Below are 16,532 nucleotides of genomic sequence, written 5' to 3' on the forward strand. Positions count from 1 at the left end.
ACGCTTCAACCCAGATCCGCCAACCGTCTGCGTGCCAGGTCAGCCTGAGCCTCCGCTTCAGCAAGCTTTGCCTTGCATTCAGCCACCACCTCGGGCGGAGCCTTATCGGCGAAGTTGGGATTGCTGAGGCGTCCTGCTAGCCCCTTGATCTCCTTCTCTGCTTTGGCGATGTCTTTTTCAAGACGACCCTGAAGCGCTTCCAGATCCACCAGACCCTCGATGGGCAGCAACACCTGCAACTCACCGCTGATGCCAGCGAGTGCTTTCGCAACAGGAGCAGCATCGGCCTGAGCCTGCGTCATCAACTCCACCGATTCCGCTCGGGTGAGCGCAGTGATGTCAGCCGTCCCTTTTTCCAACACGGCCATAAGCTCAGAGCGGCCCGTCACGAAACGCACGGGCACCGATTGGGATGGCTTTAAGCCCGCCACCGCGCGCAAGTTACGCACCACTCGGATCGCAGCAATCAACTCGGAAAAAGACGCTTCCAAGCCATCATCCAAAGCAACCTCGTCCACAGCCGGCCAAGGCTGAAGCGCTAATAACGTGATTTCAGGCTGAGCAGTCACGCTGTGCCACAGCTCTTCGGTGAGGTGGGGCATCAACGGATGCAACATCAAATGCATTTGGCTGATCACCTTGGCAAGCACCTGCTTAGCGGTGAGCTGATCCGCCAACGCTGCAGCGCTGGGCTCCTCGCCTGGATTCAAACGACGCTTGCTCAGTTCTAAGTACCAGTCACAAACGTCGTTCCAAGCGAATTCATACAAGCCTTTTGCAGCTTCACCAAGGGCGTAACTGCTGTATCGCGCTGCGGTTTCCCGGTTCACACGCGCCAAGCGCGACAAAATCCAACGGTCGGCGAGCTGCAACGCCGAAGGATCTGGCTCGCCGAGCTCTGCTGGTGTGGCCCCACCCAGATTCATCAGGGCGAACCGGGTGGCATTCCAGAGCTTGTTCGCGAAGTTGCGAGAGGCCTCAACCGTGGCAGATGTGTCCTTCTTACGGTCGTAGTCAAGGCGAATGTCTTGGCCCGCGCCGGCCACCTCGCGCACGAGAGCGAACCTCAGGGCATCGGTGCCATAGCGCTCAATCAACAACAGAGGATCGATCCCGTTGCCGGCGCTTTTGCTCATCTTGCGGTTCTGCTCGTCCCGCACCAGACCGTGGATATAAACGTCCTTAAACGGCATCTCACCGGTGAAGGCACCGGCCATCATCGTCATCCGGGCCACCCAGAAAAAGATGATGTCGAAGCCCGTGATCAAGGTGCTGGTGGGGTACCAACGCTGAAAATCAGCCGCATTCTCATCGGGCCAACCCAGGGTTGAAAACGGCCACAGCCCACTGGAGAACCAGGTGTCGAGCACGTCTTCGTCCTGCTCAATGCGGGCCTCAGCGCCAAACTTTTCTTTGGCTTGGGCCAGAGCATCGGCTTCGTTCCGAGCCACCACATAGGGCGTGGTGTCGGTGTACCTACCGCCGGTTTCACTAATCACAAACCAGGCAGGGATGCGATGGCCCCACCAGAGCTGGCGGCTGATGCACCAGTCGCGAATATCCGTAAGCCAGTCGCGGTAGACCTTTTCCCAGCGCTCAGGGATGAAGCGGGGATCCTGTTTGGCCAATGCGTCTCGACAGCGAGCCGCCAGAGGCTCGGTATTCACAAACCACTGGGTGGAGAGCAGGGGCTCCACAGGCACCTTGCCCCGATCGGAGTGGGGAACGCTGTGCCGGTAGTCCTCCACCTTGACCAACAAACCCTCCTCATCGAGGGCTGCCACAACAGCCTGACGCGCCTCAAAGCGATCCATGCCTTCGAAGCGGCCAGCTTCGGCATTCATCGTGCCGTTCTTACGCATCACCGTGATCTGAGCCAGCCCGTGACGCTGCCCAATCGCGAAGTCATTAGGGTCATGGGCCGGTGTGACCTTGACGCAGCCAGTGCCGAACTCCTTCTCCACGTGATCGTCGGCAACGATCGGAATTTGACGGCCCGTAAAAGGAAGATCAAGGGTCTGACCAACCAAATGGGCATAGCGCTCATCGCTGGGGTTCACCGCCACCGCCGTGTCGCCGAGCATGGTTTCTGGACGGGTGGTGGCCACCTCGAGATGGCCCTCACCACTGCTGAGCGGATAGCGGAAATGCCAGAGATGGCCATCCACCTCCTTCATCTCCACCTCCAGGTCACTCACCGCGGAACCTGAAGCAGGACACCAATTCACCAGGTATTCACCGCGGTAGATCAAGCCCTGCTCATGGAGACGAACGAAGGCCTCTTTCACCGCCTCGCTAAGACCTTCATCCAACGTGAAGCGTTGTCGCTTCCAGTCGACGGAATACCCCAACCGGCGCAACTGGTCAACGATGCGCCCTCCACTTTCTGCTTTCCACTGCCAGGCCCGCTCCAAGAAGGCCTCACGGCCAAGGTCATGGCGCGTCTTGCCCTCCTCCTTCAGCTGCTTCTCAAGGATCGTCTGCACTGCGATCGAAGCGTGATCCGTGCCCGGCAAACAAAGCACATTTTTGCCCGCCAACCGTTGATAGCGCACGATCGTATCGATCAGAGCCGTATTAAAAGCATGCCCCATGTGCAGGCTGCCGGTGACGTTGGGCGGCGGGATGACCACTGCAAACGGTTCGCCCTCAGCCGCAGGATCCGGATGAAAGGCTCCCTCGTCCTCCCAGGCCTTCTGCCATCTGGCTTCCGTACCAACCGGGTCATAGGTCTTGGCCAGATCCGACACGGGGAGAACCCATACACGCCATTCATGGTCGCAAAAGACGTTTTCAGGCGGCTTGACAGCGATGATCAACCAGCATCAATGCCAAGGATCCATGGGCTCCACTTCCAACGATCTCAGCACTGCCATCCAGCAGATGCTTGAAACTGTGGCCCAGAACGATGAGCTCAAGAGGGGCTTGCGGATGGCCACCACAGCGGCTGCCGTGAGCGAAGTGGCCGCCCAGGCAGGGGTTGAGATCGCCCCTGCTGCACTCGTGAAGCATTACGCCCAACGCCTGCTCGATGCACCCGATACAACCGCAGTCCACAATTTCGACCTTTGCAGCTGGGATGCCGGTGAATTGCTCTGGGCGATGAACAACTGGAGTGTTCAGGACTGAGCAAGCCGCTTGATGTAATCCTGCTGAGCGCCCGCATTAATCCAACCCGTCGCAATCGTCTTACTCAGCTCTGGATTCACCCTGCCGCGGTGAATGTGAGATGGACCCGCTGGGAAGATCACTAATTTGCCGCGTTCGGCGGGTTCGTGATGGTTCTGCCAATGGAACTCCGTGCCTGCCTCTTCCACGGTGTCGCAATAAAGAATCCAAGCCAACACCCGATGCACGGGCTCAGTCGCTTCATCGCTGATGGTCCAATCGCAATGCCACTGCTTAAACCCTTCTCCAGGCGCGTACCGCTGCAAGTTAAAGATCGGCATGACAAACAACTCTTGTTCAGGGCAAACCGAACGGAACAGAGGTCTTTCCTGCACGTAACGCACTAATCCAGCAGCAACGCCGCGCAAGATCACCTCCGACAATCCAAAAGCATCTGGGTCACTGCGATCAATCGCAACCAAGCTGATATCCGTTGAGACCTTGGCTGGTTCCTCAGCATCGCCAGGCCCAAAGGCCACCCCAGCCCGCTGCAGATCCGTGCGGCGATCAAAAAAGGCCATGGCACCATCCGCCACCGCTTCGAAACCAGCGTTGCGATACCGGGCGATCAGGTCTTTAGACATCAGGATTCAGGACGTTTCCAAGGGATCGCAACAACGCCATCAAGGGCTTGCCACTGACTTTGGTCAGCTGTTACGAGCTCGAGCAAATCAGCTCTCTCTAAGGCACGGGTTAGACGTTCCGGTGCCAGCACCGAGGGATCTTGCGGGGCTTGAGACAGCAACAGCACTTGAGCATCAGCTGGATCCGCCAAGACATGGAGTTCAAGATCCCCCAACTCTCGTTCAAAAAATGTGCGACGCATCCGCATCGTGATCGGCTCCCCCAGAGACCTCGCGAAATGCGCAAGGCTGTTGGTATCCCCTGAAAGGCCGCAATTCAAGGCAAGCCAAATCATCAATTTCGCCCAGCCATCAACCGTCCAAAGCGGCTGAAAACTGAGCCGGTGCTGTCGAATCAGCTCCAAAAGCGCAAAGTCCACAAGGGTTCCTTGCAGCTGATCAGGATCCGGAAGGCTCATATCAACCATCGTCTTCAAGACATCTTCCCTGCCGGAGGTCAAAATGGTGGTGCTAACGATCGACTCTGGCCATGACCCTGGATCTCAACGATCCCGAACTCGAGTTCTCGGATCTGGTGTACGCCTATCAGAGCTGGGTGATGGCCGTCATCAATGACGAGAAGCTCGAAGGCGATGACCTCCTCCTGACAGACGAGATCGCCGAGGATGCTCTCAACGCCATGAGATTCCTTCCTGGCGAAGTCACCAGTGCAATCGAAACGTCTCTAGCCCGTGTCTACGACGTTGACGCCGACGAATTAGCGGAATTGCTCTTCCCCGAAGACTAATTCCAACAGCGAGACTGGGTCTTCTCTGACGTCTGCTCCATGGGCTGGACCCTGAAGGACATCCCAGACCAAACGGGACGCGTGGCCCTCGTCACTGGGGCCAACAGCGGCCTGGGTTTGGAAACCAGTCGTGCGCTTTTAGAAAAAGGCGCAACCGTGCTCATGGCTTGCCGCAGCCAACGCAAAAGTGAAGAGGCACGACGTGACTTGCTGGGTCAAGGCACAGCGGGCGTTGACCTGCTGGATCTTGATTTATCCGATCTCAACAATGTTGAGCGCTGCGCCAACGTTGTCAAAGAGCGTTATGGCCGCCTGGACCTGTTGATGAACAACGCTGGCCTGATGGCACCTCCCAGACGGTTGAGCGTCCAAGGCTTCGAAATGCAGTTTGCCGTGAACCATCTCGGGCACATGGCACTCACCCAACAGCTTCTTCCCCTGATGGAAGGCCGCCAAGATGCTCGGGTGGTCACGGTGACCTCTGGAGCGCAATATTTCGGCAAAATGGCGTGGTCAGATCTGCAAGGCGAGCAGCGCTATGACCGATGGAGCGCCTATAGCCAAAGCAAATTGGCCAATGTGATGTTTGCAGTCGAGCTCAATCGGCGACTTCAGCAGCAAGACAGCACCGTGATCTCTCTCGCCGCCCATCCAGGCCTGGCCCGCACCAACCTTCAACCGGTCTCCGTCGCCGCAACCGGAGCCTGGCAAGAGTCTCTGGCCTACCGACTCATGGATCCTTTATTTCAGAGTGCAGCGATGGGTGCACTCCCCCAACTCCATGCAGCAACAGCAAGCAGCGTGAAAGGTGGAGAGCACTTCGGTCCAGGTGGCTTTGCATCGATGCGTGGAATGCCAACACGTCAGCCTGTGGCCCGTCCAGCCAGAGACCTCGAACAACGCGAGCGTCTTTGGACGACCAGCGAAGACATGATCCAATCCAAGACAATCAAGGTCTGAATCACCATGACGACCAAGCCGACAGCAAGCCGACAGCGACAGCAACGCCTTCTCGACGCCTTGCGTAGCTGCGGCGACGAAATGAGTGGGCAACAGCTTCATCGGCTCTTAGAAAACGGATCGAGCGCCATGGGACTCGCCACGGTGTACAGAAACCTCAGGCAGCTACAGCAGCAGGGTCTTGTGCGCTGCCGGCATTTACCCACGGGCGAGGCCCTCTATGCCCCGATTGAGCAGGACCGCCATCACCTCACATGTGTGGACTGTGGAAGAACCAAAGCGTTAGATCACTGTCCGATCCACGGACTCTCAATCTCAACCGAAGAGCAGTCTGAATTCAAGATGTTGTTCCACACTTTGGAGTTCTTCGGGATTTGTGCTGAGTGCCAACACAATCACCCTTAGCGCTTCTAGAAACAATGATCAACTGCCACTGCATAAGTTGACAGCGAAGGCTCGTTTCTCGGCAAAACTACCCTTCGCTTCCTTAATCACTTCATCCACGCAATGGTCGAAATAGCGAGCCTGATTTGCGATCGGAGCAATCTGGATCGCAAAGTAAACCACAGAAAATGTTGCCAACGCAGGATAAAGGTGGGCATTAATCAGGTCGCGGGCTTTCGACATGGATGCAGCAAAAAGGGGCTGGCATATCATGACCATTCCAGCCAACAAAAGGAGCGAGCAAGTGCAAATCGTTTCGTTGCAGACTGCACAGAGCACTTACTTGCCACGTAGCTAAGCAGAGCTAGGAGTACTGATTGCAGGAGCCAAATATGACGACCTTATTAATCAGGATACTTAGAACCAATAGATATTTGAGCGGCATCCTGATCCACATCCTCAACCAAAGCTAATGAGTATTTCAGGTTACAGCAATAAAAAAGCCCCGCTCAACACGGGGCTTGGGAATCGTTAAAGCAACGAGTCCAGACTCGTGGCAGATCTCACCATCTCACTTTAATATTGCCACCATTTGGTCCTTGAAATGTGACACCACCTTCTGGCTTCTGAGGTTCATAGCGAGGCCCCCAATTAATAGGCCTACGCCCCTGCCACCAATCTCCATTACGTTTACAAACACCACGACCTTCATAGTGATAGCCGATCGCACAGACTTGATGATCCCGCCTCTTCTTAGGCTTGCAATATCCAGAGCCGTAACCCGCTCCGGTCTGAACCCAGTGCCGGTTAGGGCCACAATTTTGTGCCGCACTTACAGGCAAACCTGCAAAAGAGAGCGATTGCAATGCGGCAAAGCATGCAATCGCCACATGTTCAACTTTCAGCATCAATTTCAACCTTAATGTTCAACCATGGCACTGACCGAGTTGGATTTCAGCGAATCGTTGCAATCACTCATGACCGCTTTGGCGAGCCGTGCCCCAGTGCCCTGGAAGCCAAATCAGGCCTGCAAGCGAGGTCCTGACCTTCAAAGCGATACAAACAGAGCTTATGGACGCTCGAACAAGATCAAAATTAATATCTGGTACATACCGAAAGCTCAGCCAAAACGCGTGTTCGGCCAATGGGGGGATTTCACTGTCACGCACCGATCGATCAACTAGCGATAGTTATTGAGTTCAAAATCGATCTCAAATGTCTACTGAAATTCGTAATTGGGATGTGGTTGCTAAAGCCATGGAAGCATCAGGCGCAACATCAAGTCAGATGTATCAACGCGCTAAAGCATTAGCTCAAGGCAAGCTTGACCCAATGCCAACCAGTTTTCCAGAGGCTCCTTACAGCATCTCGGCTGTCGCCGGTTGATCACGGCACATCACGAATCCAGCATTGCAACGTGTCCTGCCGCCTTCATCGGAGGCCCGACACATTTTATTCAGATTTAACAACAGTTCAGCAGAAATTTTATGTCCACCCAGCAGACCTTCAAGCGCTATGCAATCCGATATCGCGACTCATCCGGCTGTAGCTACGAAGATAGTGTGTACGCTTCAGACGCCATGGAAGCACAAAATTTAGCAATGGAGTTCAACGAAGAACTACGTCGTAGACCACACAGCATCACAGCTGTTTTACAAACTTCCAATTAAAAATCAGTATTCGTGAATGAAGAATCCAAAGAATTAATCATCGCAGAAACCCCGTTTCGTTAATTGAAAATGTCCGCAGATAGCACAATATCAAGCCTTTCACCCTAGTCAAAAGGCATCCATCATTCTCAAGTACTAGTCCTCTTAAGACGTTGGCAACCAGAGAAAAAAGCTCCCATTACTCTCGCTACGGCCATGCAGGCAGGTCCTGAAACCGAACCTTCGCTGACGGCTACCACCCTTCCAGGTTTAGGGAGGCAGATCTAGACCAATCAGGTCCCAATCGGAGACAGCTATGACTGCAACAACACTCCGCACACCAACAGGCCTCGTTATTAAAGATGGCGAAGGTCATGGCAATGTTTACGCCAAAGAGCCACGCATGGAATACGCATCAGCAGATGCTGGCTGGGGCTTCCATGAGCGGGCAGAGAAGCTCAATGGACGATTAGCGATGCTTGGATTCGTTGCCGCATTAGCTACAGAATTAACGACTGGAGAAGGCTTACTACGCGCCATTGGTCTTTGACGACATCAACCCATATCAAATTCATTGGTGAAATTCATGAAACTTTTCTCCGCTATTGCAGCAATCATCCTGATGGCAACTCCAGCCCAAGCAAACGTAGGGATGAAGGCCCCAAATCTCCTGATGGAAAAGCTCTATTACGCTGAAGGACGTCAACACCCTGACCATCCACTTCATGGGTCTTTTTCTGGACTCTGTTGCGGCACAGAAAGTTGAAACTATCAACAATCGCAAGGCCACGAATGAATACAGAGGTCGCTAAGTATTTAAAAAAATGGCAATTCATGCATCAACGTCGTCAAAGCAGGTTCATCAAACAGACATAATTAAAGACATTTCCTGAGCGCCCACACTTCAATAAGGCGAAGCTCATCCAGCTTCTAGCTCAAACGACTGCTCCAGCAAACATCTAAAGAGCTGATCTTTACTTTCAGCCAAAAACTGTTGCTCCAGAGGATCACCTCCAGGCCAATTACGAAGCGCGTCACATGTAGTTTTATACGCTAATCGCAACGCCTCTTGGCTCAAGTGAACAGTGGCTACGATTTCAGGTGAGTGATCTGATGACATTGGATAACTCGTTATTTTTCTGAAATGACGCGTGCTGTGGCGGCCTTTTGCATGAAGTAAAGATCCAAGAGTTGGCCAGCGACTTCCTTCAGCTCATTCAGATCACTGGCTTGCTGGATAGCCCCCTGAAGCTGGAGCTTTTCGAATTGAAAATGGAGAGGCAAACTCATGGCAAAGCGGGTAGCTCCAAACGAATGTAAAGAACTATCAAGATTCAGTTGGTAGTCATTTCTACTCAAAGCCAATCCAGTTCAAAGCATGCAGCGACGTCAGTCTTCATTCCCTCTCGATGCCGAGGGGCAATCGCATGCAATCTAAAAACGAGCGTCACCCATCAATGAGACGTCAAATAGCCGATAGCTACTGGGCTTTTGAGGGTGAGCTGAAATGGGCGATCCAGGTTTCGAACCAGGGACATCCTGCTTGTAAGGCAGGCGCTCTACCGCTGAGCTAATCGCCCTTGAACAGGGATTCTGCCTGAAGATGTCAGGCTATGTCCAACACGGTGCTTCAACAAGCATGGCTTCCGGCCGGGAGCACGACCGAGCCACCTGTGTGCTGGCTTTGATCTATGGGGCCATTTGCTGGCCATGGCTAGGGATCAGCGGTGCCATCTGCAGTGGACTGTCCTTTTTGTTCGGCGGACTGTTTCTTTCACCTGATCTCGATATCAATTCCAGGCCCTATCAACGTTGGGGTGTCCTGCGCTGGCTGTGGTGGCCCTACCAACGCTTGATCCGTCACCGCTCGATGTTCTCGCACAGCCCATTTCTTGGAACGGCCATTCGGATCATCTATCTCAGCTTTTTTGTGGCAGCCCTGAGTTGGCTAGGCAGCCGTTGGGGCACCCCCACGCCAGAGCAATGGGGGAGCTGGCTCCAACACACATGGAACGAATCATCAAACTCCGTTCTGGTCGTGCTGATTGGCCTTGAAGCGAGCGCTTGGCTGCATCTGATTCAGGACGGTGACCCCATGCCAAGACTGCCGATCAAACTCCAGTGGCTTCGCAAGCGAAGACGCCGTCGTTGACTCAGGGCAACAAAGACTCCGCGATCTGCCCCCATGAGCGACGCCATGCACGATCTGGTTGAGGTAGTCGCGCAATTGCGCGACCCCAAACACGGTTGCCCTTGGGACCTCAAGCAAACGCATCAAACCTTGGTGCCCTACGTCTTGGAAGAAGCCCACGAAGTCGTGGACGCGATCCGCCATGGCGATGATCGGCACCTCAAGGAGGAGCTCGGCGATCTGCTTCTGCAAGTGGTACTGCACGCCCAACTCGCTCAAGAACAACAGCGCTTCGATCTCGAGGCGATTGCTCGTGGAATCACTGAGAAGTTGATTCGCCGCCATCCACATGTTTTTGGCACTGCAGAGGCCCATGACAGCGAAACCGTCTCCGCGAATTGGGACGCCATCAAAGCCGCAGAACAAGCCGAGCGGGGCGAAAGTCCCTCCAACTCAACCAGCCCGTTGAGTGATCAACTCACCAGAAAAGTTCGCGGACAACCAGCTCTGGCTGGAGCCATGACCATCTCGCGTAAAGCCGCCAAAGCAGGGTTTGAGTGGGATGACATGCAAGGGGTTTGGGACAAAGTGCAAGAGGAGCTTGATGAACTGAAAGAAGCGGTGTCCTCCGGTAATCCAAAGCACGCCCAAGAAGAGCTCGGCGACCTGCTGTTCACGCTTGTGAATGTGGCTCGCTGGTGTGAGATCCAGCCGGAAGAAGGCCTAGCAGGCACCAACCAGCGCTTTCTCGATCGCTTCTCTCGCGTGGAAGCTGCTCTGGGGGGAGACCTCCAAGACCGCAGCATCAAGGAACTGGAGACGATTTGGCAGCAAGCAAAACTGGCAATCCGCGCCGAACAAGCCTCCAGCCCCGTAGCTCGCAACAACCATCCCGATTCGTGAGCATGCCGCCAAGAGATCAATCGTCCAATGACGGACGCTGTTGACGATTTTTTTTGATCTGACTGCGACGCCCCTTGGCCTCTAGGCGTCGCTTCACGGCACCACGTCCTGGACGCGTGGCCCGGCGCTGTGGAGGCGGTGGCTTCAAGCCTTCTCGCAATAAATCAGCCAATCGAGCCATCGCTCGCTGGCGGTTTTGCCACTGAGAGCGCTCCTCTGCAGACACCACACGCACGCAGCCATCCGCTAATCGCGATGCCAGCACCTCCATAAGCCGTTGTCGGCGAAAGGGGCCCAGCACCGCCGAATTCGCCAGATCAAACACCAGCTCAACCCGAGAATCCGTGGTGTTCACCCCCTGCCCTCCAGGACCTGAGGCGCGGGAAAATCGCCATTGAAGCTCCCTCGAGGGGATCACCAGGCGAGCATTCACGGTGAGATCCTGGGGCATCGATCCAGCACTCCTTCAGTGCATCCATCGCTGAACGAGCGATTGACACACCTGACCTTGGCATCACGCCATCCAACCGGTGCTGGTTTTAGCTGGATGGAGCGAACGTCCAGCGCCCCGCCATGACCACTGCACCTGAAACCAGTGGCAACTGGATCGATGAACACCACAACGGCGTGCGTTATGGCCTGGAAGGCCGAGTGCTGGTGGACGAAACCAGCCCGTTTCAGCGCATCACCGTGATCGATAGCCAGCGCTACGGGAAGGGACTCCTGCTAGACGGCTGCTGGATGACCGCTGAGCACCAGGAACGCCACTACCACGAATCCTTAGTGCATCCTGCGCTCTGCACAGCTGAGGCCATCGAGCGCGTGCTGGTGATCGGCGGCGGTGATGGCGGAACCGCCCGCGAATGCCTGCGCCACCCAGGGGTAATGCACCTCGACCTGGTGGAGATCGACGGCCGGGTTGTGGATCTCAGCCAAGAACACCTGCCTTCAATCGGTGGCGGGTGCTGGAACGACCCCCGCTTTCACCTGCATGTAGGTGATGGAATCGCCTGGGCCGCTGAAGCCGAAGACGCCTCTTACGACGTTGTTTTAGTGGATGGATCCGATCCCACAGGGCCCGCCGAAGGCCTGTTCAACCGAGCCTTCTTCAGCAACTGTTGCCGCATCCTCAAGCCGGGGGGGGTGTTTGCCACTCAAAGCGAATCACCCGAAGCCTTCCGCCAAGTGCACATCGACATGGTGAAGCTCATTCGCGAGCTATTTGGCCACGCTGATCCTCTCTATGGCTGGGTCCCGATGTATCCAAGTGGTTGGTGGAGCTGGACCTTTGCAGCCAAGGATGGGCCCCGCTACTTCACTGTTCAAAGCGAGCGCACCGCAGCCGTGGCCGAAGGCTGTGCGATCTGGAGTCCCCGCTGGCAGCAAGGAGCCTTCAACACCATTCCAGCCTTCATTGAACGGGAACTCAATCCATGACCAATCCAACAACCCAAACGATTGATCAGAGCCTGTTTGACGATGAGGGTGCCATTTTCATGGGGGCACGGCGCAATCCAAGCGGATGCCGAGTGGCCTTATTTGGCGTTCCCTATGACGGAACCACCTCATTCCGCCCTGGCACTCGATTTGGCCCAGCCGCAATTCGTGAGGTGAGCACAGGTCTTGAGACCTACTGCCCCCAGCTGGATCGAGACCTCGAAGACCTCGCTTACGCCGACATTGGAGCTGTTGAGATTCCCTACGGCGATCCGGAGCCCGTTGTGGATGCCGTGTGCCATGCCACCAGCACCGTGCTTGCTGCAGGCATGAAACCGCTGATGCTTGGCGGTGAGCATTCCATCAGTGCTGGTGCGGTTGCAGCTGTGGCGAAACAGCACCCCGATCTCGTACTGGTGCAACTCGATGCCCATGCCGACTTACGGCATGAGTGGCTTGGGGCCCGTCACAGCCACGCCTGTGCCATGCGCCGCTGTTTGGAGGTGCTTCCCAGCCAGCAACTCATGCAGCTTGCGATCCGCAGCGGCACCCGTGATGAATTCAAAGAGCTCCAGAGCAGCGGACGCCTGATTTCAGTGCAAGACATTCCGAATCGCATGAGCGAGCTCAGGGGACGGCCGATCTACCTCACGGTGGACCTCGACTGGTTTGACCCTGCTGTGATGCCAGGGACAGGGACCCCCGAACCAGGTGGATTTGTTTGGAACGATTTTGCAGCTGTGATCAACGAGCTACGACATCACCGCCTCATGGGCGCAGACGTGGTGGAACTCGCTCCCCAACTCGATCCGAGTGGGATCAGTAGCGTCTTGGCCGCCAAAGTCACCCGCAGCCTGCTGCTATTGATGGCTTAGTCGGTCACGTTTCAAAAGCTCAGGAGTCAAGGCGTACCTGAACATCCTCCTCGCCTTCACAATCAATGCAGCAATCTGCAACAGCCTAAAAAGTATGAAAAAAGCGAACCAAAAAAAGGATTTATTAATCTCTAAATCTAAATTTCAAAAATTCTCAAAGAGCTGCAAACCAACCAGTTAATCCTCAGAGCCGGACTGTTAATTCGGAATCCTGATCAGACGTTTGCATCGAATCACACAAATCCAACTGACGATCCAAGGGAATCAATAAGGGCTCCTGAAGATTGAACTCAGGAAGAGATGGTGGACGACTCGTCCAGTGATGACAGAACACCTGGTTTGCCAACTCCGAATGTACGGAAAGTCGTCGTAAGCGACACCACCCAGAACCTGTTGCTGCAGGGGGTGTGCAATGCACGCAGGATTGGCAACTTGACTGAGTCACATCTCACCTACGTAAACGTGAGATCAGACTAAGGACGCTTGCCAAAGCGGACCACAAAACCGCCGCAATCTGCTGCTTTGCTTCCAATTCCAGGATTAATTCCAATGAATGCGAAATTGGTTCATAGGATTTGAGCGCTAGCGCCTCGGTCATGGACCAGAACTTCACACCGCTCCATGACCTCTGCATCGCGGCCGGAGGTCGAATGGTGTCTTTCGCTGGATGGGAAATGCCCGTTCAGTTTTCAGGGCTCATGGCTGAACACAAGGCCGTACGCAGCGAAAGCGGCATGTTTGATATCTCCCACATGGGGGTTCTTCGCATTGAAGGTGCCAATCCCAAAGATGCTTTGCAACATCTTGTTCCAAGTGATCTACACCGAATCGGTCCTGGCCAAGCCTGCTATTCGGTCTTGCTAAATGAACAAGGCGGAATCATTGATGACTTAATCATTTACGACCTCGGGCCATCGTTGCTGGACGCAAGCCACGAAACCTTGCTAGTTGTCATCAATGCAGCTTGCGCAGAGACCGACACCGCCTGGATTCGCCAACATCTTGAAGGCACTGATCTGCAGGTCCTCGACGAAAAGAAGGACGGCGTTTTGCTCGCTCTCCAAGGGCCAAAGTCAATCGGCCTCCTGGAGCGATTAAGTGGCAGCGATCTCAGCGAACTGCCGCGCTTTGGCCACTGCAGTCTCAACATTCAAGGGCTCACAGCTCCAGTCTTCACAGCACGCACGGGCTACACCGGAGAAGATGGGGTGGAGTTACTGCTTAAGCCAGACGACGGACGCAAGCTTTGGCAGCAATTGATCGAGGAGGGTGTGACACCCTGCGGCCTCGGCGCTCGCGACACCCTGCGTCTGGAGGCAGCCATGCATCTCTACGGCCAAGACATGAACGCTGCCACCACCCCTTTTGAAGCCGGCTTGGGGTGGCTGGTGCATCTGGAAATGCCTGCCACTTTCATCGGACGGAAAGCCCTTGAGCAAGCGGTTGAACAGGGACCGTCCAAGCGTCTCGTGGGATTGAAGCTGCAAGGCCGTTCCATTGCCCGCCACGATTACCCCGTCATCCACAACGGATCGACCGTGGGCGTCGTAACAAGCGGCAGCTGGTCCCCCACTCTCCAAGAGCCCATTGCCCTCGCCTCCCTTCCGCCAGCCCTCGCCAAGCTCGGCACAGAACTCAGTGTGGAGATCCGCGGGCAACTCCAACCAGCCACCGTGGTGAAGCGTCCCTTCTATCGCCGTTCTTAGTCGGGGCACAGGCGTCTTGGCACGGGCTGTGGGAAACTCGCCTCTCTCCAGCGAAACTCCCATGCGCAGCAACGGATGCGGCGACCTGCGCGACACGCACATCGACGAAACCGTTCAGCTCTGCGGCTGGGTGGACCGCCGCCGCGATCATGGCGGAGTGATCTTTATCGACCTGCGCGACCGCAGCGGCACGGTTCAAATCACCGTGGATCCCGACCTGGGCGCTGATGCTTTTGCCGTCGCCGAACACCTGCGTAGCGAAACCGTCTTGCAAGTCCATGGCAAGGTGCGGGCCCGTCCTGGTGAGTCGCTGAATGACCGCCTTGCCACCGGTGCGGTGGAAGTTTTAGCGAGCAGCATCCACGTGCTCAACAGCGTGAAAGGCACGCTTCCGTTCCCAGTGTCTGTCCATGACGAGGAAAACACGCGCGAAGAACTGCGCCTCCGCCACCGCTTTTTAGATCTGCGCCGTAAGCGCATGAGCGACAACCTGCGCTTGCGTGCCAAAACGATCCAAACAGCGCGCCGATTCCTTGAAGACGAAGGCTTCATCGAAGTGGAAACTCCGGTGCTGACCCGCTCAACACCAGAAGGCGCCAGGGATTACATCCTTCCAAGCCGCGTCTGCGGTGGTGAATGGTTCGCACTTCCCCAGTCCCCGCAGTTGTTTAAACAGCTGCTGATGGTGGGCGGCATTGAGCGCTACTACCAAGTGGCTCGCTGCTTCCGCGATGAAGACCTGCGGGCAGATCGACAACCTGAGTTCACGCAACTGGACATGGAGATGAGCTTCATGGGCCAGGAGCAAATCCTCGAGCTCAATGAGCGTTTGATTGCTGCGATTTGGAAAACGGTCAAGGGAATTGATCTGCCACTGCCATTCCCACGCCTGACCTGGCACGAGGCGATGGAGCGCTACGGAACGGATCGCCCCGACACCCGTTACGGCATGGAGCTCACCAATGTGAGCGACATCGTGAAAGACATGGGTTTCAAGGTGTTCAGTGGAGCCGTGAAGTCCGGCGGCTCCGTGAAGTGCATTGCGGTTGCAGAAGGCAATGACGCTGTATCCAACGTGCGCATCAAACCCGGTGGTGACGTGTTTAGCGAAGCCCAAGCGGCAGGAGCCGGTGGCCTCGCCTTCATCCGGGTGCGTGAGGGCGGCGAAATCGACACCATCGGCGCCATCAAGGACAACCTCTCAGACGAGCAGAAGCAAACCCTGCTGCAGCGCACCGGGGCTCAACCCGGAACCCTTCTGCTCTTTGGTGCTGGAGACACCGCAACAGTGAACAAAGCTCTCGATCGCGTGCGCCAGTACCTCGCAAAAGAGATGGGGCTCGTAAAGCCCGACAGGGACAACGACCAGTGGAATTTTCTGTGGGTCGTCGATTTCCCGATGTTCGAATTCAACACGGACGAAAATCGACTCGAAGCCCTGCACCATCCCTTCTGCGCCCCGAACACCACCGACCTGGGCGATAAGGCTGAGGAGTGGGCCAAAACACTCCCCACAGCTCGCGCCCAGGCTTACGACCTGGTTCTCAACGGTCTGGAACTAGGCGGCGGCTCCCTGCGTATTCACGACTCCGCCCTGCAGCGTGAGGTGCTGAACAGCATCGGGCTTGCGCCGGAGGAGGCCCAAGAACAGTTCGGATTCTTGGTCGATGCGCTCGATATGGGCGCACCTCCCCATGGCGGGCTGGCTTTTGGCGTGGACCGAATGGTGATGCTGCTCGCTGGAGAGGACTCGATCCGCGACACGATCGCATTTCCGAAAACTCAGCAGGCACGTTGCCTGATGACTGCTGCACCCGCAGGCGTCTCTGCGCGCCAGCTCGACGATCTGCATGTGGCCAGCACCTGGGTGGATCCCGTGACAGAAAACACTGATTAGTTGCCGAGTGAAACCCGAACAGAAACCAACGTTTCTGCAGACCAAGTGGCT

At 55.7% G+C, this 16,532-nt stretch carries 19 protein-coding genes and 1 tRNA gene; 12 read left to right on the forward strand and 8 right to left on the reverse strand.

What is annotated here, in order from left to right:
* Window positions 1-5: 5 nt before the first annotated feature.
* Window positions 6-2,750: a valine--tRNA ligase gene (locus SynSYN20_RS13810; protein ID WP_186524131.1), complete on the reverse strand. Its 2,745-nt coding sequence runs from the start codon at window positions 2,748-2,750 to the stop codon at window positions 6-8.
* 91 nt (window positions 2,751-2,841) lie between these two features.
* Between SynSYN20_RS13810 and SynSYN20_RS13815 the strand changes: the two genes are divergently transcribed.
* Window positions 2,842-3,129, forward strand: a complete 288-nt coding sequence (locus SynSYN20_RS13815) for a hypothetical protein (protein WP_255476294.1) — start codon at window positions 2,842-2,844, stop codon at window positions 3,127-3,129.
* Here SynSYN20_RS13815 and SynSYN20_RS13820 read toward each other — a convergent pair.
* Both SynSYN20_RS13820 and SynSYN20_RS13825 read right to left on the reverse strand, forming a co-directional pair.
* Window positions 3,120-3,752 carry a 2OG-Fe(II) oxygenase gene (locus SynSYN20_RS13820; RefSeq protein ID WP_186524133.1) on the reverse strand — a complete coding sequence of 211 codons (633 nt, stop codon included), beginning with the start codon at window positions 3,750-3,752 and terminating at the stop codon, window positions 3,120-3,122. The genes SynSYN20_RS13815 and SynSYN20_RS13820 overlap by 10 nt on opposite strands.
* The gene (locus tag SynSYN20_RS13825) at window positions 3,752-4,219 is read right to left on the reverse strand and encodes a protein phosphatase (protein WP_186525682.1); all 468 of its coding nucleotides are present in this window, start codon (window positions 4,217-4,219) and stop codon (window positions 3,752-3,754) included. Before SynSYN20_RS13825 ends, SynSYN20_RS13820 begins: the two co-directional genes overlap by 1 nt.
* A 62-nt stretch (window positions 4,220-4,281) precedes the next feature.
* Here SynSYN20_RS13825 and SynSYN20_RS13830 point away from each other — a divergent pair, with 62 nt between their 5' ends.
* From SynSYN20_RS13830 to SynSYN20_RS13840, 3 genes are read left to right on the forward strand one after another with little or no spacing between them, the layout of a single operon-like run.
* The gene (locus SynSYN20_RS13830; RefSeq protein ID WP_186517071.1) at window positions 4,282-4,539 is read left to right on the forward strand and encodes a hypothetical protein; all 258 of its coding nucleotides are present in this window, start codon (window positions 4,282-4,284) and stop codon (window positions 4,537-4,539) included.
* Between the two features lie 39 nt (window positions 4,540-4,578).
* Window positions 4,579-5,499: an oxidoreductase gene (locus SynSYN20_RS13835; RefSeq protein WP_186524134.1), complete on the forward strand. Its 921-nt coding sequence runs from the start codon at window positions 4,579-4,581 to the stop codon at window positions 5,497-5,499.
* A 6-nt stretch (window positions 5,500-5,505) separates the two neighbouring features.
* Window positions 5,506-5,904, forward strand: a complete 399-nt coding sequence (locus SynSYN20_RS13840) for a Fur family transcriptional regulator (protein WP_186524135.1) — start codon at window positions 5,506-5,508, stop codon at window positions 5,902-5,904.
* Window positions 5,905-5,922: 18 nt separating this feature from the next.
* On the opposite strand, the gene SynSYN20_RS13845 is transcribed toward SynSYN20_RS13840, so the two are convergent.
* Window positions 5,923-6,126 (reverse strand): hypothetical protein, encoded by a 204-nt coding sequence (locus SynSYN20_RS13845; RefSeq protein ID WP_186524136.1) that lies wholly within the window; start codon window positions 6,124-6,126, stop codon window positions 5,923-5,925.
* 320 nt (window positions 6,127-6,446) lie between these two features.
* Window positions 6,447-6,791: a hypothetical protein gene (locus SynSYN20_RS13850; protein ID WP_186525684.1), complete on the reverse strand. Its 345-nt coding sequence runs from the start codon at window positions 6,789-6,791 to the stop codon at window positions 6,447-6,449.
* 307 nt (window positions 6,792-7,098) lie between these two features.
* On the opposite strand from SynSYN20_RS13850, the gene SynSYN20_RS13855 reads away from it, so the two are divergent.
* Window positions 7,099-7,269 (forward strand): hypothetical protein, encoded by a 171-nt coding sequence (locus tag SynSYN20_RS13855; protein WP_186524137.1) that lies wholly within the window; start codon window positions 7,099-7,101, stop codon window positions 7,267-7,269.
* Window positions 7,270-7,848: 579 nt separating this feature from the next.
* The gene (locus SynSYN20_RS13860) at window positions 7,849-8,082 is read left to right on the forward strand and encodes a chlorophyll a/b-binding protein (RefSeq protein WP_186524138.1); all 234 of its coding nucleotides are present in this window, start codon (window positions 7,849-7,851) and stop codon (window positions 8,080-8,082) included.
* A gap of 581 nt (window positions 8,083-8,663) precedes the next feature.
* Here SynSYN20_RS13860 and SynSYN20_RS13865 read toward each other — a convergent pair.
* Together SynSYN20_RS13865 and SynSYN20_RS13870 are read right to left on the reverse strand one after the other, a co-directional pair.
* Window positions 8,664-8,822, reverse strand: coding sequence for a hypothetical protein (locus SynSYN20_RS13865; protein ID WP_186524139.1), 159 nt, complete (start codon window positions 8,820-8,822; stop codon window positions 8,664-8,666).
* A 218-nt stretch (window positions 8,823-9,040) separates the two neighbouring features.
* A tRNA-Val gene (locus tag SynSYN20_RS13870) sits at window positions 9,041-9,112 on the reverse strand.
* Between the two features lie 59 nt (window positions 9,113-9,171).
* On the opposite strand from SynSYN20_RS13870, the gene SynSYN20_RS13875 reads away from it, so the two are divergent.
* Complete coding sequence (locus tag SynSYN20_RS13875; RefSeq protein WP_186524140.1) at window positions 9,172-9,684, forward strand: metal-binding protein; 513 nt, start codon at window positions 9,172-9,174, stop codon at window positions 9,682-9,684.
* 33 nt (window positions 9,685-9,717) lie between these two features.
* Complete coding sequence (gene mazG, locus SynSYN20_RS13880; protein ID WP_186524141.1) at window positions 9,718-10,566, forward strand: nucleoside triphosphate pyrophosphohydrolase; 849 nt, start codon at window positions 9,718-9,720, stop codon at window positions 10,564-10,566.
* Between the two features lie 16 nt (window positions 10,567-10,582).
* Here the strand turns inward: mazG and arfB are convergent, their stop codons facing one another.
* Window positions 10,583-11,017, reverse strand: a complete 435-nt coding sequence (arfB, locus tag SynSYN20_RS13885) for an alternative ribosome rescue aminoacyl-tRNA hydrolase ArfB (protein ID WP_186524142.1) — start codon at window positions 11,015-11,017, stop codon at window positions 10,583-10,585.
* Between the two features lie 122 nt (window positions 11,018-11,139).
* On the opposite strand from arfB, the gene speE reads away from it, so the two are divergent.
* From speE to aspS, 4 genes are all read left to right on the forward strand, one after another.
* Complete coding sequence (gene speE / locus SynSYN20_RS13890; protein ID WP_186524143.1) at window positions 11,140-12,003, forward strand: polyamine aminopropyltransferase; 864 nt, start codon at window positions 11,140-11,142, stop codon at window positions 12,001-12,003.
* On the forward strand, window positions 12,000-12,878 hold the full coding sequence (gene speB / locus SynSYN20_RS13895) for an agmatinase (protein WP_186524144.1): 879 nt from the start codon (window positions 12,000-12,002) through the stop codon (window positions 12,876-12,878). The genes speE and speB overlap by 4 nt, the downstream gene beginning before the upstream one ends.
* Window positions 12,879-13,474: 596 nt before the next feature.
* On the forward strand, window positions 13,475-14,584 hold the full coding sequence (gcvT, locus tag SynSYN20_RS13900) for a glycine cleavage system aminomethyltransferase GcvT (RefSeq protein WP_186525686.1): 1,110 nt from the start codon (window positions 13,475-13,477) through the stop codon (window positions 14,582-14,584).
* A gap of 61 nt (window positions 14,585-14,645) precedes the next feature.
* Entirely contained in the window at window positions 14,646-16,481 is a 1,836-nt protein-coding gene (gene aspS, locus SynSYN20_RS13905) for an aspartate--tRNA ligase (RefSeq protein WP_186525688.1), read from the forward strand.
* Window positions 16,482-16,532 lie beyond the last annotated feature (51 nt).

This window comes from Synechococcus sp. SYN20 (assembly GCF_014279555.1).
Lineage (GTDB): Bacteria > Cyanobacteriota > Cyanobacteriia > PCC-6307 > Cyanobiaceae > Synechococcus_C.